Raw genomic sequence first — 16,182 nt, 5'->3', positions numbered from 1 at the left:
AATCCGGGAAGGCTAACGCATTCCGGGCTGCTCAGATAGCGCAAGCGGGAGCCCCCTTCAGGCCCGGTCCGCGGGTTACGCGCCATGGGCCTCGTCCGACGCCTCGGGATACAGGATCAGCACATCGCACTCGGCATCGCGCAGCAGACGCCGCGCAACGCTGCCGACGAACGCGCGGCGCAACAAGCCGCTCCGACCGGCCCCGGCCACAATCAGATCGACCGAGGTCGCCCGCGCCTCGCGCACCAGCGCTGCGGCCGGATCCCCGCGCAGGACCCTGTGCGCAACGCCGCCTTCCGCCTGCGCCACGAGCGCGCCCAACTCGGCGGTGGCGATCTGCGCCAGTTCGTCGAGATGAGCGCGCACCTCCGACTGGCCGGTCCCGATCCGGAGCATCGCCTCTTCCAGTTGCGGAGCGACCTGAACAGCCTGCACGAGGTTCAGCTCCGCCGCCGGAAGCAGGCGCCGGGTGAAGCGCAGCGCGCCTTCGGCGTCATCCTTGCCATTGGTGGTCACGAAAACGCTGGCATAGGCGCCTTCCACGGCTCGTTTGACCACCAGGACGGGACGCGAGCCTCCGGCGATCACGCGGTCCGTCGTGGACCCGAGGATCTTGTCGGCGATGCTCGTGCGCTGGTGGGCCCGCATCACGATCAGATCGGGGTCGATCTCATCGCTCATCGCGATCAGGCACAGGGCCGGTGCGCCGCTTGCGACCCGGATATCCAGGGCGGGCGCCTGCTGTCCCAGCCTGGCCGCGCAAACCTCGATCCGGTCTCGCGCGGCCTGGGCCGCCTGGTCACGCAGGGTATCGGAATCGGCCGACAGACCGCCCATGACGGGCAGATCCACGATATGGACGACGACGAGAGCGGCGCGGTGGCGCGCTGCGATATCTACCGCCCGTTCAAGGACGGCTTCGTCCTGTGGAAAACCGCCCACGGCGGCGAGAATGCACCTTACGCTCACAACGACCCCTTCCTTCGCTCAAATGGACCGCGGCAGGCTTCCCCAGAAGCCGCCGCGGTGCGCGATGAGTGCCGTCAGGCGATCTCTTTTTGCCGCATGCCGTTCAGGTTCGCGGCCACCGGCTTCGCCCCAATCATCGCGTCATCTGCCCGAACCTCGGAAACGGCCCGGTCAGGGCCCGCTTCTGCCTTGGCCCCGATGACAGGCGGGTGGGCAGGCCTGGCAGCAGGTGGGAACAGGTGGGGGAAGAGATCTTCGAAATCGACTTTACTGAGCATCATGGGACTGGTCCTTTCTGAAGAAGCGAGAATGGAAGCGCGGCCAGGGTGGCCGCCCCGCCGGATCATGGCATGGCGGCATGGGGTCAGGCCGCTTTCTGATAGGCATGCTGCATCACGGAAGACTGCTGGTCGGGTTTCGACACGGGCGTCATGCGCACTTCCCGGTCGTTGAGCCGGGCGACGATGGCGGGGATTTCGCCCCGCTCGATCCCGATATCGCGCAACACCCAGTCCTCCATGGACTGCAGCTGCGCGATCATCCTGCGATCCCGCCACTGGCGCGCGGCACGTTGCATGAAACGCCCGATCACACCGGGTTCGGCAGACCGCGGCGCGGTCGGCGTATTGGACGCGATCATTTCACGGGTAATGAAGACAGACATGACATCCTCCATTCCTGAGAGAGAGAACAAGAGCCTGGCAGGGCGCGGTTATCGAGGCCGGAAGACGACATTCCGATCCGCCGCGACGGATTTGCGCCCGTCCTTGAGTTTATCAAAACTGGGAGGTTTCGCCCCGGCATTTCATGAGCACGCGTGACCGCGCGCCGCCGGGGTCAATGGCGGTTCAGAAGCTTCCCTGCGGTGGGCAGGAACCTCTTATGAACACCGAACTTTTTCATAAATTACATATAGCTATGCCAACCCGTGGATTCAATCTCTCCAACGGCTCCGATCTCCGATAGGCGCGAAAGCGCCGATGCCCCTCTCAACCCAGTGCCTGTGGTTGAAGCGCGCGTCTTACGCCGATTGACCTATAGCAGATGAGTACTTACCTCCGCAGTATCTCAGGTGACGCAGTTGCACTTCGAGTTCTTCTTCTGACCCGCCCGCTTCCCCCGATGGCGTAGGCGCAAGCGCCTCCGATCCCATCCGGGGATCCTCGATTTTCCGAAGTACAATCGCGACGTCAGATCGTTGGGGGGCAAGGGCATGACCAATATCCAGGATTTGCAGAACATCACCTACGGACAGGACCGGCATGTCTGCGCGTTGCAGACCGCCTGGCCCGGTCCGTTGGCGCTTGACGGCCGGCGCCCCCGCACTGTTGCACGCGCCAACTAGCACCGCGGCAGCCGCCCCACCCCGATCCGCGATGTCGCCCGCTCGAACCTCAAGGAGGTATGAAAATGCCCGATACCAGATCTCGACCCCAGGCCGCGCCCAAGCCCAAAGGACGCAGGCCCCGCATCGTGATCAACGCCGACGACCTGTCGCATATCGAAGCCCTGGCCGAAGGCGCGATGGATCGCAACCCGGCGCTGGCCGACCGGCTTTTGGAAGAGATCGCGCGCGCCCGTATCGTGCCGGCCGCCAAGATGCCGCTCAACGTGATCGGGATCGGCAAATCCGCCACCTTTCGCGACGAGACCACGGGCCAGGAACGCACCGTGACGCTGGTCTATCCCGAGGATGCAGACATCTCTCGCGCGCGGGTGTCGGTGATGACCCCGATCGGCGTAGCGCTTCTGGGGCTGGCCGAGGGGGCCGTGTTCCACTGGAACACGCGGGGCGAAGAGCGGCGCATGCTCACCGTGATCCGCGTGTCCGATCCCGCCGCGCCCGAGAGCGCGTGATCGTCCCCCGCGCCGCGTGATCTTCCTGGCGGCGGTGCCGAGGCGCCGCCGCTTGGGAAAAACGCCCCTGCAAACTATCGCTTGGGCGCAGGGCGAAGCTCAGCATATCGCCTTGCAATCAGGAAGGGATGAAATCCTCCCGCAAGGTCAGCCTGGTGCGGTCCGATTGGGCAGGAAACCGCCAGGAGACCCAAGCAATTGTAGAGCGCGCTGAGCCTGTTCATCTCGCGTTTAAAAGGTCAGATCGTGGTGGCTGGCCCGGACCATGAGCAATTCCGCGCTCTGCTGGAGCAGGGTATTTGAGGTCGAGCCAAGCAACAGAAATTGCCCGGTGCGGTGTTCGGCCGTGGGGCGGGCGATCTGCGCTCCGGGCGCACAGAAGCGCCCCGGTATTGACTGGACCTCGTCGATCACCACCAGTTTGCCCAACAGCTCGTCGAGATAAACATCGGGCTCATCAAGGATCTGTCGGTCCGCGGTGCGCGCCATGTCGGAATAAAAGGTCTCCCGGATCTCTGAGAGATCCAGCCCGAGCGTCGTCTCACCAACCCGGCGTGGCCCGAGAAGGGCAACACCCGCCTCGGCATGCATCTGCCCGAGATAACCGGCGGCCCCGGATTGCGAGGCCGCCGATATTGCTTCAGATGAACTGGAAATCGCTGGCGGTCAGGGCATCGGCACCGATCCCGGCCAGAGTGATCTCGGTACCGCCGAAGGCGATCACCGCGCCCGCGTCGCTGTCACTGATGCGATGGGCGAGGTCGCCATAATCGTCGATGCCGCGCGCCCGGATCTGGAGCAGATCTTCGCCCAGGGAGAAATCAGTGATCGTGTCGGCACCGCTGAAGCCATTGAACAGGAACACATCCGCATCCGCGCCGCCGGTGAGCAGGTCATCCCCAAGGCCTCCTTTCAGCACATCGCGCCCGGCCCCGCCATCGAGGGTGTCGGCCCCCCGACCACCCTGCAGCGTGTCGTTGCCCGCACCGCCAAGGCCGACATCATCGCCCGCTCCCAGCCGGATCACGTCATTTCCACCAAGCCCCGAGACGAAATCCGTATTCGCCCCGGTGAAGAAGCGCTCGTTGCCCGCGTCTCCGATCTCGAAATCGACGCGCCCGCGCCCGCCGTCCCCGTTCAGGATATCCGCCGGCAAGAGCACCCCGTCGAGCACATGGGCGATCCCGTTCGTGGCCGCGATATCGGTTTCGATCAGCGCCGGATCGCCGATATCAGGGTCCGCGTCGACGAGGCTCACCCCGTCCACGCCCAGAGGTGCACCCAGAAGGGTCGGAATGCTCTCGGCCGACAGCACCGCGTCCGACCCCAGCGCTTCGGGCACCACGTGGTAGAGCAGGATATCCTGCAACAGCGGGATCGGATCCCCGCCCCCCGACAACAGGGTCAGCGCCTCGACGATATGGGCGAAGGCCGCGCCCTCGTCCTCCCCGTCAAAGCCCAGCGTCTGCGCCAACCCGATGAAAGCCGCGTCATTGGGCGCAAACACGGTCAGGTCGGCCTCCGGATCGTCCAGCGCCCCGACCAGCCCCGCGGCCTGCACCGCGTTCAGCAGAAGGTCGAAATCCGATTTGTCCCCGTCGAAAACCCCGCCACTGGCCGCGACGATTCCCGCAAGGGTCTCGGTCGGCGCGGGAGGCTCATTGCCCGGAATGTCGATCGGCAAGAGAACCCGGTCGATCGCCTGGATCGTTCCGTTTGAGGCCGCGATGTCCGGGATCACGATGTTCGGGTTCGCCACATCCGGCTCGTTATCGACCAGTTCGGTGCCCTCCGATCCGAAGGTGGCCCCGGGCAAGAAGGTCCCGACCACCTCCAGCGCATCGATCTCCGCCGCCGTCTTGGCGCCCGCCGAGACGTGATAGAGCAGCACATCTGTCAGCAGAGGGATCGGATCGCCCCCGCCCAACTCGGTCAGGCTGGCGACAAGGCTGGCGAACACTGCATCCTCGTCCCCGGTGTCGCCGGCAAAGCCCAGATCGACCGCCAGTTGGGTGAAGGCCGCGTCCGTCGGCGCGAAGACGGTGATGTCCTTCAGTCCCTGCACCGTGCCAACGAGGTCGGCTGCCGTGAGCGCCTTCACCAGCAGGTTGAAATCATCGGACCCGGCGGCAATCGCCACGATATTCGGCAGCTTCGTGGAAAATCTGGTCATGGGTGGTCACTCCTTGTCGCGGTTTCGCTGTCGTCCGGGTCGGCTTCGGCGGGCGTCCGTGGACGCCCGGAGGCACCCTGTGAAATCGGACCTGTCATGCCCCCTGCCCTCCCAGCGGAACGCCCAAGATAGGGCGTGTGTGCAATTTTCACACTTCGGAACCTATAGCTGCGTCAAATTGGGTCAAGTTAACTGTGGAAAATTATCACACGAAGTTTATCCTCTCCGTCCATGGAGCAGGACAGTCAACGGTTTCTGAAGGTCATGCGGGGCCTGATGCGCCCCATCGTGCGCACGCTGATCGCCCGGGGGGTGACCGCGCCAGCCTTCTACAAGCTCCTGAAATCGGTCTACGTGGAAATCGCCCATGACGCGTTCCGCATTGGCTCCGAGCCGCCCACCGACAGCCGGATCACCCTGCTGACCGGGGTCCACCGCCGCGATGTCCGCGCAATCCTGTCCCAGGGCGGCGAGCGCTGGGAAAGCGCCCGGGCCAAATCGGCGATGTTCGCCACCGTGCTCGGTCAGTGGATGGCCCGAGCCGACTATCGCGACGACACCGGCGCGCCGCGCCCCCTGCCCCGGACCGCCGAGAGCGGCCCGAGTTTCGAGGCGCTGGTGCGTGCGATCAACACCGACATCCGCCCGCGCACCGTGCTGGACGAACTCTTGCGCCAGGGCCTTGTGACAGAGGACGCGGAGGGGCGCCTGCGGATCTCGGACACCGCCCGGCGCGGCCCGGCCTCTGATGCGGACCGGCTCGTGTTCTTCGCGGCCAATGTGGGCGACCACATCGCCGCGGCCTCGGAAAACCTGATGGCCGAGGACCCGCCCTTTTTCGAACGCGCGGTGTTCTACAACCGCCTTCCGAGCGAAGCCGTCGACCGGATCGAGGACCGCGCCCGCACCTTGTCCCAGGACCTGCTGGAGACCCTGAATGCCGAGAGCCTGAGCCAACGGGCGGCCGACACAACCCCGGAGGACGGAACCGAACGGTACCGTCTGGGGATCTATTTCTACCGCGAGGCGGACACACCCGCCCAAGAGCCGACGAGGGATGACGGTGGTGACAAGAACTAGGCGCCACATATTGGGGCTTTTCGGGGCCACGCTTTGCTCGGCCTCCTGCGCACCCGCCATCGTGTCCCGCGACCCGAACGATCCGTTCGAGGGCGGGATCGGCGGGACCGGGATCGTCGGCACGCTCACCGGGTTCGGCAGCCTGCGGATCAACGGGCTGCGAGTGCGGCGCGACGGGCGCACGCGCTACCGGACGCCCTACGGGATCACCACCGGCGAGATCCTCGCGCCGGGCCATGTGCTGACCATTGCCGCGATGCGGGACGCTAGTGGCATCCTCGCCCGCGAGGTGTCGGTCGATTTCGCCCTCGTGGGGGTGTTGCGCGAGGACGCCGGGCGGCTGTCGGTCAATGGCGTGCCCCTGATGGATCCGGTCGCGGCCCGGGGTGATGGCGCGCCCGGAACCCGGGTCGCAGTCAGCGGGCTATGGACGGCCCAAGGCCTCCGCCCCAGCCGGATCGACCCCGCCCCCACCGGCACGCAGGACCTGATCGCAGGGACAGTGGGGCGCAGCCCCGACGGCACCGGCACGATCGGCGGTCTCCCGATTTCCTCCGCTGCGACCCCCCCGGCTTCCGGCGCTTATGCCACCGCCTTCGGGCGCGCGAACACCGAGCGTTTCCTGGCCGAACGGGTTCATTCGGGGCGGTTCGCACGTCTGTCCAACCTGCGCCTCCTGTCGGTTGAAGGCTATCTGGAGCCCGCCCCGAGCGCGCCGGGTCTGCGGATCGCGGGACTGGGCCATAACTTCGCGACAGATGTGCGCGCGGCGGCAATCGGCGACCGGCGCGCGCTCTACTTCGGCCGCTACACGGGCCGGTTCGCCGCCGCGCGCGGGTATCTCTTGCCCGAGGATGCCACGGCCCGCGCCCGCCTGCTACGAAACGGGATACAGGCGGAGTTTCCGGGCCCTGTCCTTGACCTGTGAGCTTCGCGAAAACGGCTCTGCGCAGTGGCCAAGGGCAGAAATCCTCCCACCCCCTGCTCCCTCATGGACGCCAGCGACCTGCGCGGGGCGTCGAACCTGCTTCACCTGCGGCGCTCCCACCGCAGATATCGCTCCACTGGTTTTCGCCGGTGGGAGGGCCCGGTAACTCAGCCTAGATTTCGGCCCAAGGAGCGAGGTGTGACCGCGGGCAGATGGGTATTCGTTGCCATGCCCCCAAGCTTGAGGAGCGTGATCTCGGTCTGTCAAAGCCGGTTCTATCGGGTCGTCTTGTCACTTGACGCGTTGGCGGCGAACAGATCAACCTGGGCCCGGCTAGTGATGAAGTCTTGGAACTTGAAGACGCGCTAGGCGCAACCCTCTGGCACGAGATACTGTTCCCTGTCCGCGAACTGAACGGCCATCCGCGCCGACGTGCGCGCGTTGACCTTGTAGAGCATGGGTCGTCCTCACCCGGTCGAAGTTGTCGACATGGGCATGGGCGGCGCCCGAGAACTCCTTGTTCGCGGAGACGAAGGCGTAGCGGGCCAACGCGTTGCGCTGTACGACGCTACCCGGCTCGGTAATGTAGCCGGCCCACATCCGACCGCGCCGGCGGTCCTCCGTGAAGCGAACTTCCTCAGCGTGACTAAAGCGGTCCTGCGCGTTCAGGAAAATCCAGAGCGACCGCGCGTGCGGGTTCGCGAGCCCGCCGAGGAGGGCAGGATCCTCGGCCACGCTGTAGATCGCGGCCTGCCCCGGCTCGTCGGACAGGGCATGGACGCGCTCGGCGTCGTTCGAGATCCGGTCGCGCTGGACGCGGGACATCTTCTCGATGGCGCCGAGAAGCGGCCCGGAGAGTTCGGCGTCCGATGCGGGCCAGTCGAACTCGGTGGGCAGGCCGATCTCCGGCCGGTCGAAGTATTCGCGCAGCGCCTCGCCGGGCGTCTTGCGAAGGAAGGCGGACAGTGCAGTCGCCATGATCTCTTTTCTGGCGTTTCCCTGTATCGGCTGATCTGCTAATCAGCGTATATCGCTTCAGAGAGGAGACAATCGAAAAAATACGCACTTCCGCGGATTCGCGATCAGGGGCCGAAGAGCGAGGGCTGTCCGCGTGCCGAAGTGATCAGGTTCAGCTTCAGCAGCCTGATGCGAGCGGCCTCTTCGGAAACCGCGAAACGCTCCATGACCATCTGGATCAGCCGCGCAGCATGCTCCGTCGAAACATGGATATCGCTATGCAGCTCGCGCGGGCTGCAGTAGTCGGACATGAGGCGACGGACCGGCGTGGCCGGCATCAGCAGCGCGCCGCTGATATAGCCGGCCTGCCATTCCATCCAGTCCGACTGCGGGGCGTCCAGGATATTTTCGCGCTTGGAGAGCGCCTTTTTGGCGTTCACGCCGCGCTCGAGCAGGTCGCCGTTGGCAAATTTCTGCGCCCAGAGAGGCCCGTGAAACTTCACGTGCCCGAACTCATGGGTGAGCGTGGTGCGGAAGCGATTCTCGCGCCGCTCGTCGGCGGCGATGCGTTCCGAGATGGAGACCTTGGGCCCCCGGTCGGGGAAGAACTCGGTCACCCCTTCGACATCTGCGCCGTAGGCGAACAGGTCGGCGTACGGGTCGAGGCCCGCGTCGTGCATCTCGATCAGCACGGTCAGGTCGTCGGTCTCCACGGGATAGTCGACCTTTCCGTGGCGCTTCATCAAAAGCTCACGGATCAGCCGCTCGCATTCATCGTCGAGATCCCGCTCGCGGTAGAAGGGTCGCTCGGCAAAGCGGCCCGTGTTGTCACGGATCATCTTCACCATGCGAACCTCCTTACTCTTTCAACGTCTTCCTGAAATTGGCGAAGGCCTCGACGACCTTGTCCGGGGTTGACGCATCCGGTCGCAGATCATCCGGCAGCCGGCCTGCGAGTGCGTACAAGTAGTCCTCCGGAATGTTCAGGATGCCGGAAAACTGGCGGATCAGGTGCCCCGAGCTGGGGCTGCGCCGATCGTGCTCGATGTCGTTGAGGTACTGCGGGGATATCGACCCGCCGCCCTCTTCCTTCATCACGCGCGCTGCGAGCTCCTTCTGGCTGAGACCGAGTGCCTTGCGGGCCTTCGAAATCGCCTGACCGAAGGTCACACCGTCGGCGGACATGGCCGGTTCATCGCTTCATCTCCCTGTCAATCCGCTTGTTCGCGGATTTGCGAGTTGTTACTCCTTATCCACAAGGGGATCAACAGTGAACCGGACTCGCGACCAGCGGGCAGGGAAGAGGGAAAGGTGTGCTGTGGGTTGCAGGACCGCGGACTTCTTGATCAGCAGATGTCGCCAAGAAGCTGGGGCGCCGCCCTTCATTGGGCTCATTCCGCTAGATGAGACAGCGCAAGAGCGAGCCGTTGAGCGCACGCGACAGTTCTTGGGCGGTCGGCCCGACAGGCTGCAAGCGTTGTTCCGCGGATTTCCAAGCCTCGCGGCATGGCTTGTCACCCATTCGCTAAGCGAAGGATATGGAGACGCCGGCAATGCGGTATACCCACACATCGCTGACGTTCTCCAAGTTCCGCTAGATTTCCAGCCGCATCGCAAGGTGCTGTTCCGCTCATTCTGTGCGGTTTGCGACCGGTTCGGGTTACCTACCCGAGGCTTAGATCGCGATGTCGACGTCTACCTTCTTCATGCCGGCGTAAGCCAAGCGCAGCTTCCACACCTGATCGACGCGTTTCTGAGACAGGAAGCAGCTTTTGGCCCGCCCCCTGTCGAAACGACCGTTCTGCTCAACCGCTGGGAAGACGATGCACTGTATTTTCTCCCTCCTGCGGTCAACGTGCTTCGCCGTGCGATCCTCTGGGACGAGACTGCGTGGCATGCAGCCCTGTTTGCACGGATACGCCAAGACCCGGAGGCCTTCGTCCCCGCAATCGAGTTCGAGAGATCTTTCAAGGAAGTCTTTGACCAAAGACTGAAAGAAACACGGCCAACATTGAGCAGAGGAGGAAGCGAGGCGCTGGCACCGAGGCCGCGGCTCCATTGGCAATCTGGTGGGCTTGTATTGAGATTGCCTCGAAGCGAGGGGCGAATTCGCCTCTGGCTCGATGGCGCGCAACGACCGCGCCGTTTGCGCGGAGGTGAGGACTGGACACTACCTCAGCCCTGGCCCCGCGAGCTCCGTTGGGAAGTCTCTGGCCAGACCGGGGAACTCGAGCTCCTCGCTCAAGGGGGATGTGCCGCGTTCGACAGGATCACCGGTCACTATCTGCGCGAGATCCCACGGGGTTCGGTCGATATCGAACTAGACTCAACGGACATCGTTCTCCTCGCGCGGACGCCATTCTCGATAGCAGGCGAACCCGCTCTTGAACCGGAAGCCGATAGTTTCGTCGGCTTCGCAGTACTCGGGCCGCGCCCCTTAGTGCTCGAACTTGACGGCCTGCAAACGGGTCTCACGGCCCGTCCGAGAAGACGCCTTTGCTTGGCAGGAGACGAAATCGCAAGCGGACCACGGGGCGCACTTCATGGGCGTTCTGCACGCCTTCGGATCGAAACTGGATTGGGTCGCTCCGAGACACGAGCGGTACGGTTCACTCTCGGCTTGCAGTCGCGCCTCATCGGGGTACCGATTTCAGATGACGGTTTTGGTGATGTCGGATGGAAGAGGTGCTCGCTGGCTTTGCGGAGGCTGAGGCAGCAGACCCTGTGCGGCTCCGGATGGAACTGATGGCGCCAAGCGCCGATGGTGCCGCCTCTCATGCGTCCGGGATCGCGCTTGCCGCATGGGTGTGGCCTGGCTTCAGCGGCTCAGACGGCATCGTGTTCCATAGCGAACGCCAAGTCCGCAACCTAGTCCAGGATGAATGCCTCCACGTCGGTCGTGATGACCAGGGGCGTCTATGCCTTGAGCCCGGCGGCGGATACAGCGTCGCACGGGTCGTATTCGAGATCGAAGGCGTACATGTTCCTTTCGATCTGCCTTGGCCCGATGTCACCGTATCAAGGCGCCGTGCTGAGGGAAGTGTCGCCCAGCTTCCGCATGGCACGCGGCTCTCGGTTGGTGAAGACGACCGCTTCGATACGATCAGCATCCGATGCCCTGACCAGAAGGCACAGCTGATCATTCGTGGAAGACGCGAAGAACGGCCATTCTATGGGGGGCTGACACGCAGTCTTGCTGTGCGGGATCTTCTGGCTCCCGCCTCCGATGAACGTGTGTTGCTTCAGCGCGGAAACGGATCGGAAGTCCTGCTATTCGAACTGGTCGCGGCACTGGCGCCGCAGGCAATCAACCTCCTGCCCGCTCGCAACGCGATCCGACTGCAGCTAAAATTCGGAGATCCGGTCGATGCAGTGGCGGTCGAGGTCGAGAACGAAACGGGCGCAGTCGTTTTCGCCGAAGCCGCCCTACGGCATCGGCCGGTGGCGACGCGTCGGCCAGACTGGTTCCATGCCGAGTTAAACGACAACGACGCGCACGGCCTCGAACTGACCCTCGATGCCGATTGGATTGATGACGGCCCCTGTCTCGCCCGGCTCTTGATCCGACCCGAAGGACGCGATGGTTGGCGACCGCTGCGCAATTCGCGCGGCGACAGTTTCGCCGTCGCCATTGCCAACCCGGCGGCAGAAGGATTCGTGCAGGACGGAGAGCTTCAGCGTCGGTTCGAGGCTCTCAGCCGCTGGTTGTCGGATTGCTACGCAGCAGAGTGCTGGCCAACGCTGGAGCGCACATTGGTGCCACGCTGGCAGGAGCTCGGCTGTCGGCTGCGAGAACTTCGTGGTGGCGATGGAGCAGTTATGCGAGCGGCCTGCTTGCCGCCTCCCGACCATGCGGCACCCGACTGGGTGCCGATCCTCCACCCTCTGCAGTTCGCTCCGGATCTATATGCTGCAGCGCCGCAGGCATTCGCCGCTCTGGCGGCATCCGTTGATCCGGATGTCGCCGAGATGGCCGCGCTCGCCACGCTCAATACAGCGCGCCTACACCCGAACTCCATCACCGATCTGCACGCAACCGCCATTTCCATGACCGCGTTGTGACGATTCAAACCGTCGATGACAGGCCGAGGGTCAATCTGAGATGGGACGTGACCGCGGGCATCGACAATTTGATGTCTCCTGACCTGAGACCCGACTCTCCTCCGGATTTTCGGAGAGTCCGCAGGTTGATCTCTGAGGCTACGCGGCGCGCATTTCCAGCCCCTTCTTTGCCACGAACTCGACGGGCGGAATGTTCCCCAGTCCTGAGTGAGGGCGATGGTGGTTGTAGTCGTGCTGCCATGCCCGGATCTGCTCGCGGGCATCGGCCAGAGACGAGAATAGCGACTCGTTGAGAAGCTCGTCCCGGAAGCGTCCGTTGAAGCTTTCGACGAAGCCATTCTGCATGGGCTTTCCTGGCGCGATGTAGTGCCATTCGATGCCCGTGCGCTGGCACCAGCTCAGGACAGCCACCGAGGTCAGTTCCGTTCCATTGTCCGAAACCACCATTGCAGGCTGGCCGCGGCGCAACATCAACGCATCGAGCTCGCGCACGACGCGCAGGCCAGAGAGCGACGTGTCCGCCACCAAGGCCAGGCACTCCCGGCTGTAGTCGTCGACCACGGCCAGAACGCGGAACTGTCTGCCATCCGTCAGCGCATCGCTGACGAAGTCCAGGCTCCAGTGCTGGTTGGGGGCATCTGGCACCAGCATCGGCCAGCGTGTCCCCAGAGCCCGCTTTCGGCCGCCCCGGCGGCGCACTTGGAGCTTCTCCTCGCGATAGAGCCGCCTGAGCTTCTTCAGGTTCATCATGATCCCCTGCCGTTCCAGCATCACGTGGATGCGGCGATAGCCAAACCGCCGCCTCTCGGCCGCGACAGCCTTCATGGCGGCCCTCGCTTCGGCATCGTCAGGCCGCACGCTGCGATAGCGCACGCTCGACCGATCCACGGCCAGTGCCTTGCCCGCCCGTCGCTGGCTCACTCCGTGGACTTCCACAACGTGTGCCACCGCTTCCCGCCTGACGCCGGGCGCTACCACTTTCGCGAAGTGACATCCTTCAGTATCGCATTGTCGAGCATCGCTTCGGCCAGCAGCTTCTTCAGCTTGGCGTTCTCGTCCTCGAGCGCCCTCAGTCGGCGCGCGTCCGATACCTCGAGGCCGCCGAACCGCGCCTTGTATTTGTAAAACGTTGCCGTGCTGACCCCGTGCTTGCGGCAGACATCGGCCGTCGTCATTCCGGCCTCCTGCTCCTTCAGCATCCCGATGATCTGCTCTTCCGTGAACCTTGATCGCTTCATTGTCCGTCTCCTGGTTGGGCGGACTCTACCTCAAACTGGAGGAAGAAGCGGCTCTCAGGTCACTCACTCGAAGGAATGCAGTGTCTTCATCGAGGAGCGCTGAGCCCAACTGCTCATGTGGAAGCACGAAGGACTTCGGCCCCTCTTGCTTCCACAGTGCTTCCACGGCGGCTGGAAACGCAAACGCCGCCCCGGAGGGCGGCGCATAAGCGTTTGGAAACGAGTAAAAATTTGGTTGCGGGAGGGCGCAACCACCGTTGTCGAACTCGGCTAGTTTGTCGTATTTCCGGAAGAAATAGCTGAACAGCTAAACTGGGTTGGCGCTGTTCCCGTGTCAAATGTGGGTTGCGGCTGGACCCCGAATTTTGAACAGCTAAACTCAGGCGTATCCGCTCTCGTCGGCGTTGTCGGTTGCGGCTGGACCCCGAATTCTGAACAGCTAAACTCTCGGCAAACCCGCCGAAATTCACCGCCACGTTGCGGCTGGACCCCGAATTCTGAACAGCTAAACTCGCTCTTTCCCGTTACCGTCTTTCTTTGTGTTGCGGCTGGACCCCGAATTCTGAACAGCTAAACTCTATTCAGCCGCGAAAGGCAACGCGGCGGTGTTGCGGCTGGACCCCGAATTCTGAACAGCTAAACTGCGCTCACACGCGCAGGCGAGGGCGGCTTTTTTGCGGCTGGACCCCGAATTCTGAACAGCTAAACTGGCGCCGTTCAGCAGGAGGGCGCGAACTCCGTTGCGGCTGGACCCCGAATTCTGAACAGCTAAACTTACTCCTTTGTGGGCGCGGATGCCCGATGTGTTGCGGCTGGACCCCGAATTCTGAACAGCTAAACTGCAGGCATGGCGTGAGCGCGCGACGTGCAGGTTGCGGCTGGACCCCGAATTCTGAACAGCTAAACTACTTACGTCAGTCAGGGCGATGTTCGTCAGGTTGCGGCTGGACCCCGAATTCTGAACAGCTAAACTCGGTACGAGGATACACGCGCCAACGTTCAAGTTGCGGCTGGACCCCGAATTCTGAACAGCTAAACTTTTCGATATGTGTGGAGCCTTCGCCAACGGTTGCGGCTGGACCCCGAATTCTGAACAGCTAAACTCGGTTGCGCGTAGCACCGGGTTGCGATTTCGTTGCGGCTGGACCCCGAATTCTGAACAGCTAAACTCATGTCAGAGTGCAGGCGCGGATGGGTTCAGTTGCGGCTGGACCCCGAATTCTGAACAGCTAAACTCTTTCAGATCAGCTACGAGCTTTTGTGCGGTTGCGGCTGGACCCCGAATTCTGAACAGCTAAACTTACAACAAGCTGCGGGAGATGGCCAAACACGTTGCGGCTGGACCCCGAATTCTGAACAGCTAAACTAACGGTATCAACGCGCCGAGTGGTAAATGTGTTGCGGCTGGACCCCGAATTCTGAACAGCTAAACTGTGGCTGACGGGCGGGACGCCCACACGCTTGTTGCGGCTGGACCCCGAATTCTGAACAGCTAAACTCTTGCCCCCCGAATGTCGTGTCTGGACGCGGTTGCGGCTGGACCCCGAATTCTGAACAGCTAAACTTGTTCCTTTTCCAAGCCCCTGAAACAACAGTGGTTTTGGAAGAGGACAAGTGAGGCAATCTGGAAAAAATTCATCAAAAAAGCGCAAGCTGCTCTGGATTCTTCCGAGCCGCCCTTCGGCCCTGATCCGAGAAGTGGACGATATCACGGTATTGGCGGTCCGTGAAGTTCAGGACCTGGATGTCGCCTTTCTCGGGCAGGTTTCGTTCGATCCGGCGCACGCGGGTCTGGAACGCCTCCTTGCCGTTCACGAAGCGGGCGTAGACCGAGAACTGGCTCCGCTCGAACCCTTCATCCAGAAGGAAATTCCGGAATGCGGTGGCGGCCTTGCGCTGGGACTTGGTGTCGGTGGGCAGGTCGAACATCACGAGTATCCACATGATCCGGTATCCAGAGAGAAAGGCGGGGGCGTCGGTCATGCGCCGAGGCCTGCAAGGGTCAGCGCATCGGGCGGTGCAGGCAGGGCGAGATCCAGCGTTCCGGACTCGAAGCTCTGACCGAGAGAGATGGCAAGCTTGCCGAGCGCGACGGAAACCGGGGTGAGGCTGTCGCCGAGGGGCAGGTCCAGCGCGATGAGCCGCGCTAGGGACTGCTTGGCCGCGGGATCGACCTGGGGTCCGTTACGGGCGGCTAGGCCGCGCACGCAACAATCGACGAGCGGGCGGAACGGCTCCATCAGGTCGTCGGCCAGGGCAAAGGCGTTGCCGCGGTTCGAATGGTGCAGGCCGATGGTCGGGTGCAGCCCTGCGGCCACGACCGCACGGGCGGTGGCGGCGCGCAGCACCGTGTAGCCATAGTTCAGGAGCGCGTTGAGGTCGGGGGCGGTGCGGTCGCGGCGGAACTCGGTGCCCATCATTCGGGGCCAGTAGAGACGCGCGGCCTGCGCCTCGACATTGGTGGCATCGCCGCTGGTCACCTTGCGCGCGAGCATGCCGACGGGGGCATGGGGTTCGCCCATGGCCTCCAAGGCGGCGGCCTGCATGGCGATCTTCGCGATTACCGTCTGCTTCCAGGCCTGTTTCACGAGCGGGGCCCTGGCCTGCCACTGTGCCCGCAGGCGCGCGCCCTGGGCATGGTGCCCGTCGAGCGGCATGAGGACCGAGCGCGGCGCGTGGTTGGCCCCGCAGAGCACGACCGGCGCCCCGCGATCCGCCAGCTCGGTCAGAAGGGAGGTGGTCCAGGTGGTGCCATGGGCGTGCACGATGACGCCCGCGATCTGGTCCAGGGGGATACGGCCGATTTCCCGGGCGCCCTCGCTGACCTTCAGGAAGCCCCGGTCACGCGAGAGATGCCGCCCATCCGTGGCGATATCGACGATCTGGTCCATTGGCCATCCCTCCAAGCCGTTGGAAGC

The 16,182-nt window shown here is 63.7% G+C and carries 17 protein-coding genes and 1 CRISPR repeat array; of the genes, 5 read left to right on the top strand and 12 right to left on the bottom strand.

All coding sequences use genetic code 11. The features are described 5' to 3' along the window. Positions 1 to 75: 75 nt before the first annotated feature. The 3 genes from DSHI_RS02135 to DSHI_RS02125 form a co-directional block, all read right to left on the bottom strand. Positions 76 to 969 (bottom strand): universal stress protein, encoded by an 894-nt coding sequence (locus tag DSHI_RS02135; protein WP_012177097.1) that lies wholly within the window; start codon positions 967 to 969, stop codon positions 76 to 78. A gap of 74 nt (positions 970 to 1,043) precedes the next feature. After that, positions 1,044 to 1,250 (bottom strand): hypothetical protein, encoded by a 207-nt coding sequence (locus DSHI_RS02130; RefSeq protein WP_012177096.1) that lies wholly within the window; start codon positions 1,248 to 1,250, stop codon positions 1,044 to 1,046. 83 nt (positions 1,251 to 1,333) lie between these two features. Next, the gene (locus DSHI_RS02125) at positions 1,334 to 1,633 is read right to left on the bottom strand and encodes a DUF1127 domain-containing protein (RefSeq protein WP_157865190.1); all 300 of its coding nucleotides are present in this window, start codon (positions 1,631 to 1,633) and stop codon (positions 1,334 to 1,336) included. A gap of 549 nt (positions 1,634 to 2,182) precedes the next feature. Between DSHI_RS02125 and DSHI_RS22945 the strand changes: the two genes are divergently transcribed. Then, positions 2,183 to 2,314, top strand: a complete 132-nt coding sequence (locus tag DSHI_RS22945; RefSeq protein WP_274581430.1) for a hypothetical protein — start codon at positions 2,183 to 2,185, stop codon at positions 2,312 to 2,314. A 65-nt stretch (positions 2,315 to 2,379) separates the two neighbouring features. After that, positions 2,380 to 2,826 (top strand): nucleoside diphosphate kinase regulator, encoded by a 447-nt coding sequence (gene rnk, locus DSHI_RS02120; protein WP_012177093.1) that lies wholly within the window; start codon positions 2,380 to 2,382, stop codon positions 2,824 to 2,826. Between the two features lie 231 nt (positions 2,827 to 3,057). On the opposite strand, the gene DSHI_RS02115 is transcribed toward rnk, so the two are convergent. Together DSHI_RS02115 and DSHI_RS21230 are read right to left on the bottom strand one after the other, a co-directional pair. Beyond that, positions 3,058 to 3,417, bottom strand: a complete 360-nt coding sequence (locus DSHI_RS02115; protein ID WP_012177092.1) for an AAA family ATPase — start codon at positions 3,415 to 3,417, stop codon at positions 3,058 to 3,060. A gap of 49 nt (positions 3,418 to 3,466) precedes the next feature. Next, complete coding sequence (locus tag DSHI_RS21230; protein WP_012177091.1) at positions 3,467 to 4,999, bottom strand: fasciclin domain-containing protein; 1,533 nt, start codon at positions 4,997 to 4,999, stop codon at positions 3,467 to 3,469. A 276-nt stretch (positions 5,000 to 5,275) separates the two neighbouring features. On the opposite strand from DSHI_RS21230, the gene DSHI_RS02105 reads away from it, so the two are divergent. Both DSHI_RS02105 and DSHI_RS02100 read left to right on the top strand, forming a co-directional pair. Further along, positions 5,276 to 6,079: a DUF6502 family protein gene (locus tag DSHI_RS02105; RefSeq protein WP_245533036.1), complete on the top strand. Its 804-nt coding sequence runs from the start codon at positions 5,276 to 5,278 to the stop codon at positions 6,077 to 6,079. Further along, entirely contained in the window at positions 6,057 to 7,007 is a 951-nt protein-coding gene (locus DSHI_RS02100; RefSeq protein WP_050757778.1) for a DUF5666 domain-containing protein, read from the top strand. Before DSHI_RS02105 ends, DSHI_RS02100 begins: the two co-directional genes overlap by 23 nt. Before the next feature lie 333 nt (positions 7,008 to 7,340). Here the strand turns inward: DSHI_RS02100 and DSHI_RS02095 are convergent, their stop codons facing one another. From DSHI_RS02095 to DSHI_RS22480, 4 genes are all read right to left on the bottom strand, one after another. Beyond that, entirely contained in the window at positions 7,341 to 7,985 is a 645-nt protein-coding gene (locus tag DSHI_RS02095) for a hypothetical protein (protein ID WP_012177088.1), read from the bottom strand. A gap of 104 nt (positions 7,986 to 8,089) precedes the next feature. Further along, positions 8,090 to 8,812, bottom strand: a complete 723-nt coding sequence (locus DSHI_RS02090; RefSeq protein WP_012177087.1) for an ImmA/IrrE family metallo-endopeptidase — start codon at positions 8,810 to 8,812, stop codon at positions 8,090 to 8,092. 10 nt (positions 8,813 to 8,822) lie between these two features. Further along, positions 8,823 to 9,149 (bottom strand): helix-turn-helix domain-containing protein, encoded by a 327-nt coding sequence (locus DSHI_RS02085; RefSeq protein ID WP_012177086.1) that lies wholly within the window; start codon positions 9,147 to 9,149, stop codon positions 8,823 to 8,825. A gap of 490 nt (positions 9,150 to 9,639) precedes the next feature. Further along, positions 9,640 to 9,861 carry a hypothetical protein gene (locus DSHI_RS22480; protein WP_162017701.1) on the bottom strand — a complete coding sequence of 74 codons (222 nt, stop codon included), beginning with the start codon at positions 9,859 to 9,861 and terminating at the stop codon, positions 9,640 to 9,642. Between the two features lie 779 nt (positions 9,862 to 10,640). Here DSHI_RS22480 and DSHI_RS02075 point away from each other — a divergent pair. Further along, positions 10,641 to 12,026: a hypothetical protein gene (locus DSHI_RS02075; RefSeq protein ID WP_012177084.1), complete on the top strand. Its 1,386-nt coding sequence runs from the start codon at positions 10,641 to 10,643 to the stop codon at positions 12,024 to 12,026. A gap of 138 nt (positions 12,027 to 12,164) precedes the next feature. On the opposite strand, the gene DSHI_RS02070 is transcribed toward DSHI_RS02075, so the two are convergent. From DSHI_RS02070 to cas1, 3 genes are all read right to left on the bottom strand, one after another. Further along, positions 12,165 to 13,264 (bottom strand): IS3 family transposase gene (locus DSHI_RS02070; RefSeq protein WP_245533035.1). Its coding sequence is split into 2 segments (ribosomal slippage): positions 12,165 to 13,006 and positions 13,006 to 13,264, totalling 1,101 coding nucleotides; the frame shifts between segments, so codons are not numbered across the junction. 344 nt (positions 13,265 to 13,608) lie between these two features. Continuing rightward, positions 13,609 to 14,829: a CRISPR direct-repeat array (repeat unit 36 nt; unit sequence GTTGCGGCTGGACCCCGAATTCTGAACAGCTAAACT). A gap of 73 nt (positions 14,830 to 14,902) precedes the next feature. Beyond that, positions 14,903 to 15,247, bottom strand: coding sequence for a CRISPR-associated endonuclease Cas2 (gene cas2 / locus DSHI_RS02060; RefSeq protein WP_012177081.1), 345 nt, complete (start codon positions 15,245 to 15,247; stop codon positions 14,903 to 14,905). Continuing rightward, positions 15,244 to 16,155: a type II CRISPR-associated endonuclease Cas1 gene (gene cas1, locus DSHI_RS02055; protein WP_012177080.1), complete on the bottom strand. Its 912-nt coding sequence runs from the start codon at positions 16,153 to 16,155 to the stop codon at positions 15,244 to 15,246. Before cas1 ends, cas2 begins: the two co-directional genes overlap by 4 nt. Positions 16,156 to 16,182: the final 27 nt, after the last annotated feature.

This window comes from Dinoroseobacter shibae DFL 12 = DSM 16493, from assembly GCF_000018145.1.
Classification (GTDB): domain Bacteria; phylum Pseudomonadota; class Alphaproteobacteria; order Rhodobacterales; family Rhodobacteraceae; genus Dinoroseobacter; species Dinoroseobacter shibae.
This window is presented reverse-complemented; position numbering and strand designations above follow the sequence as displayed.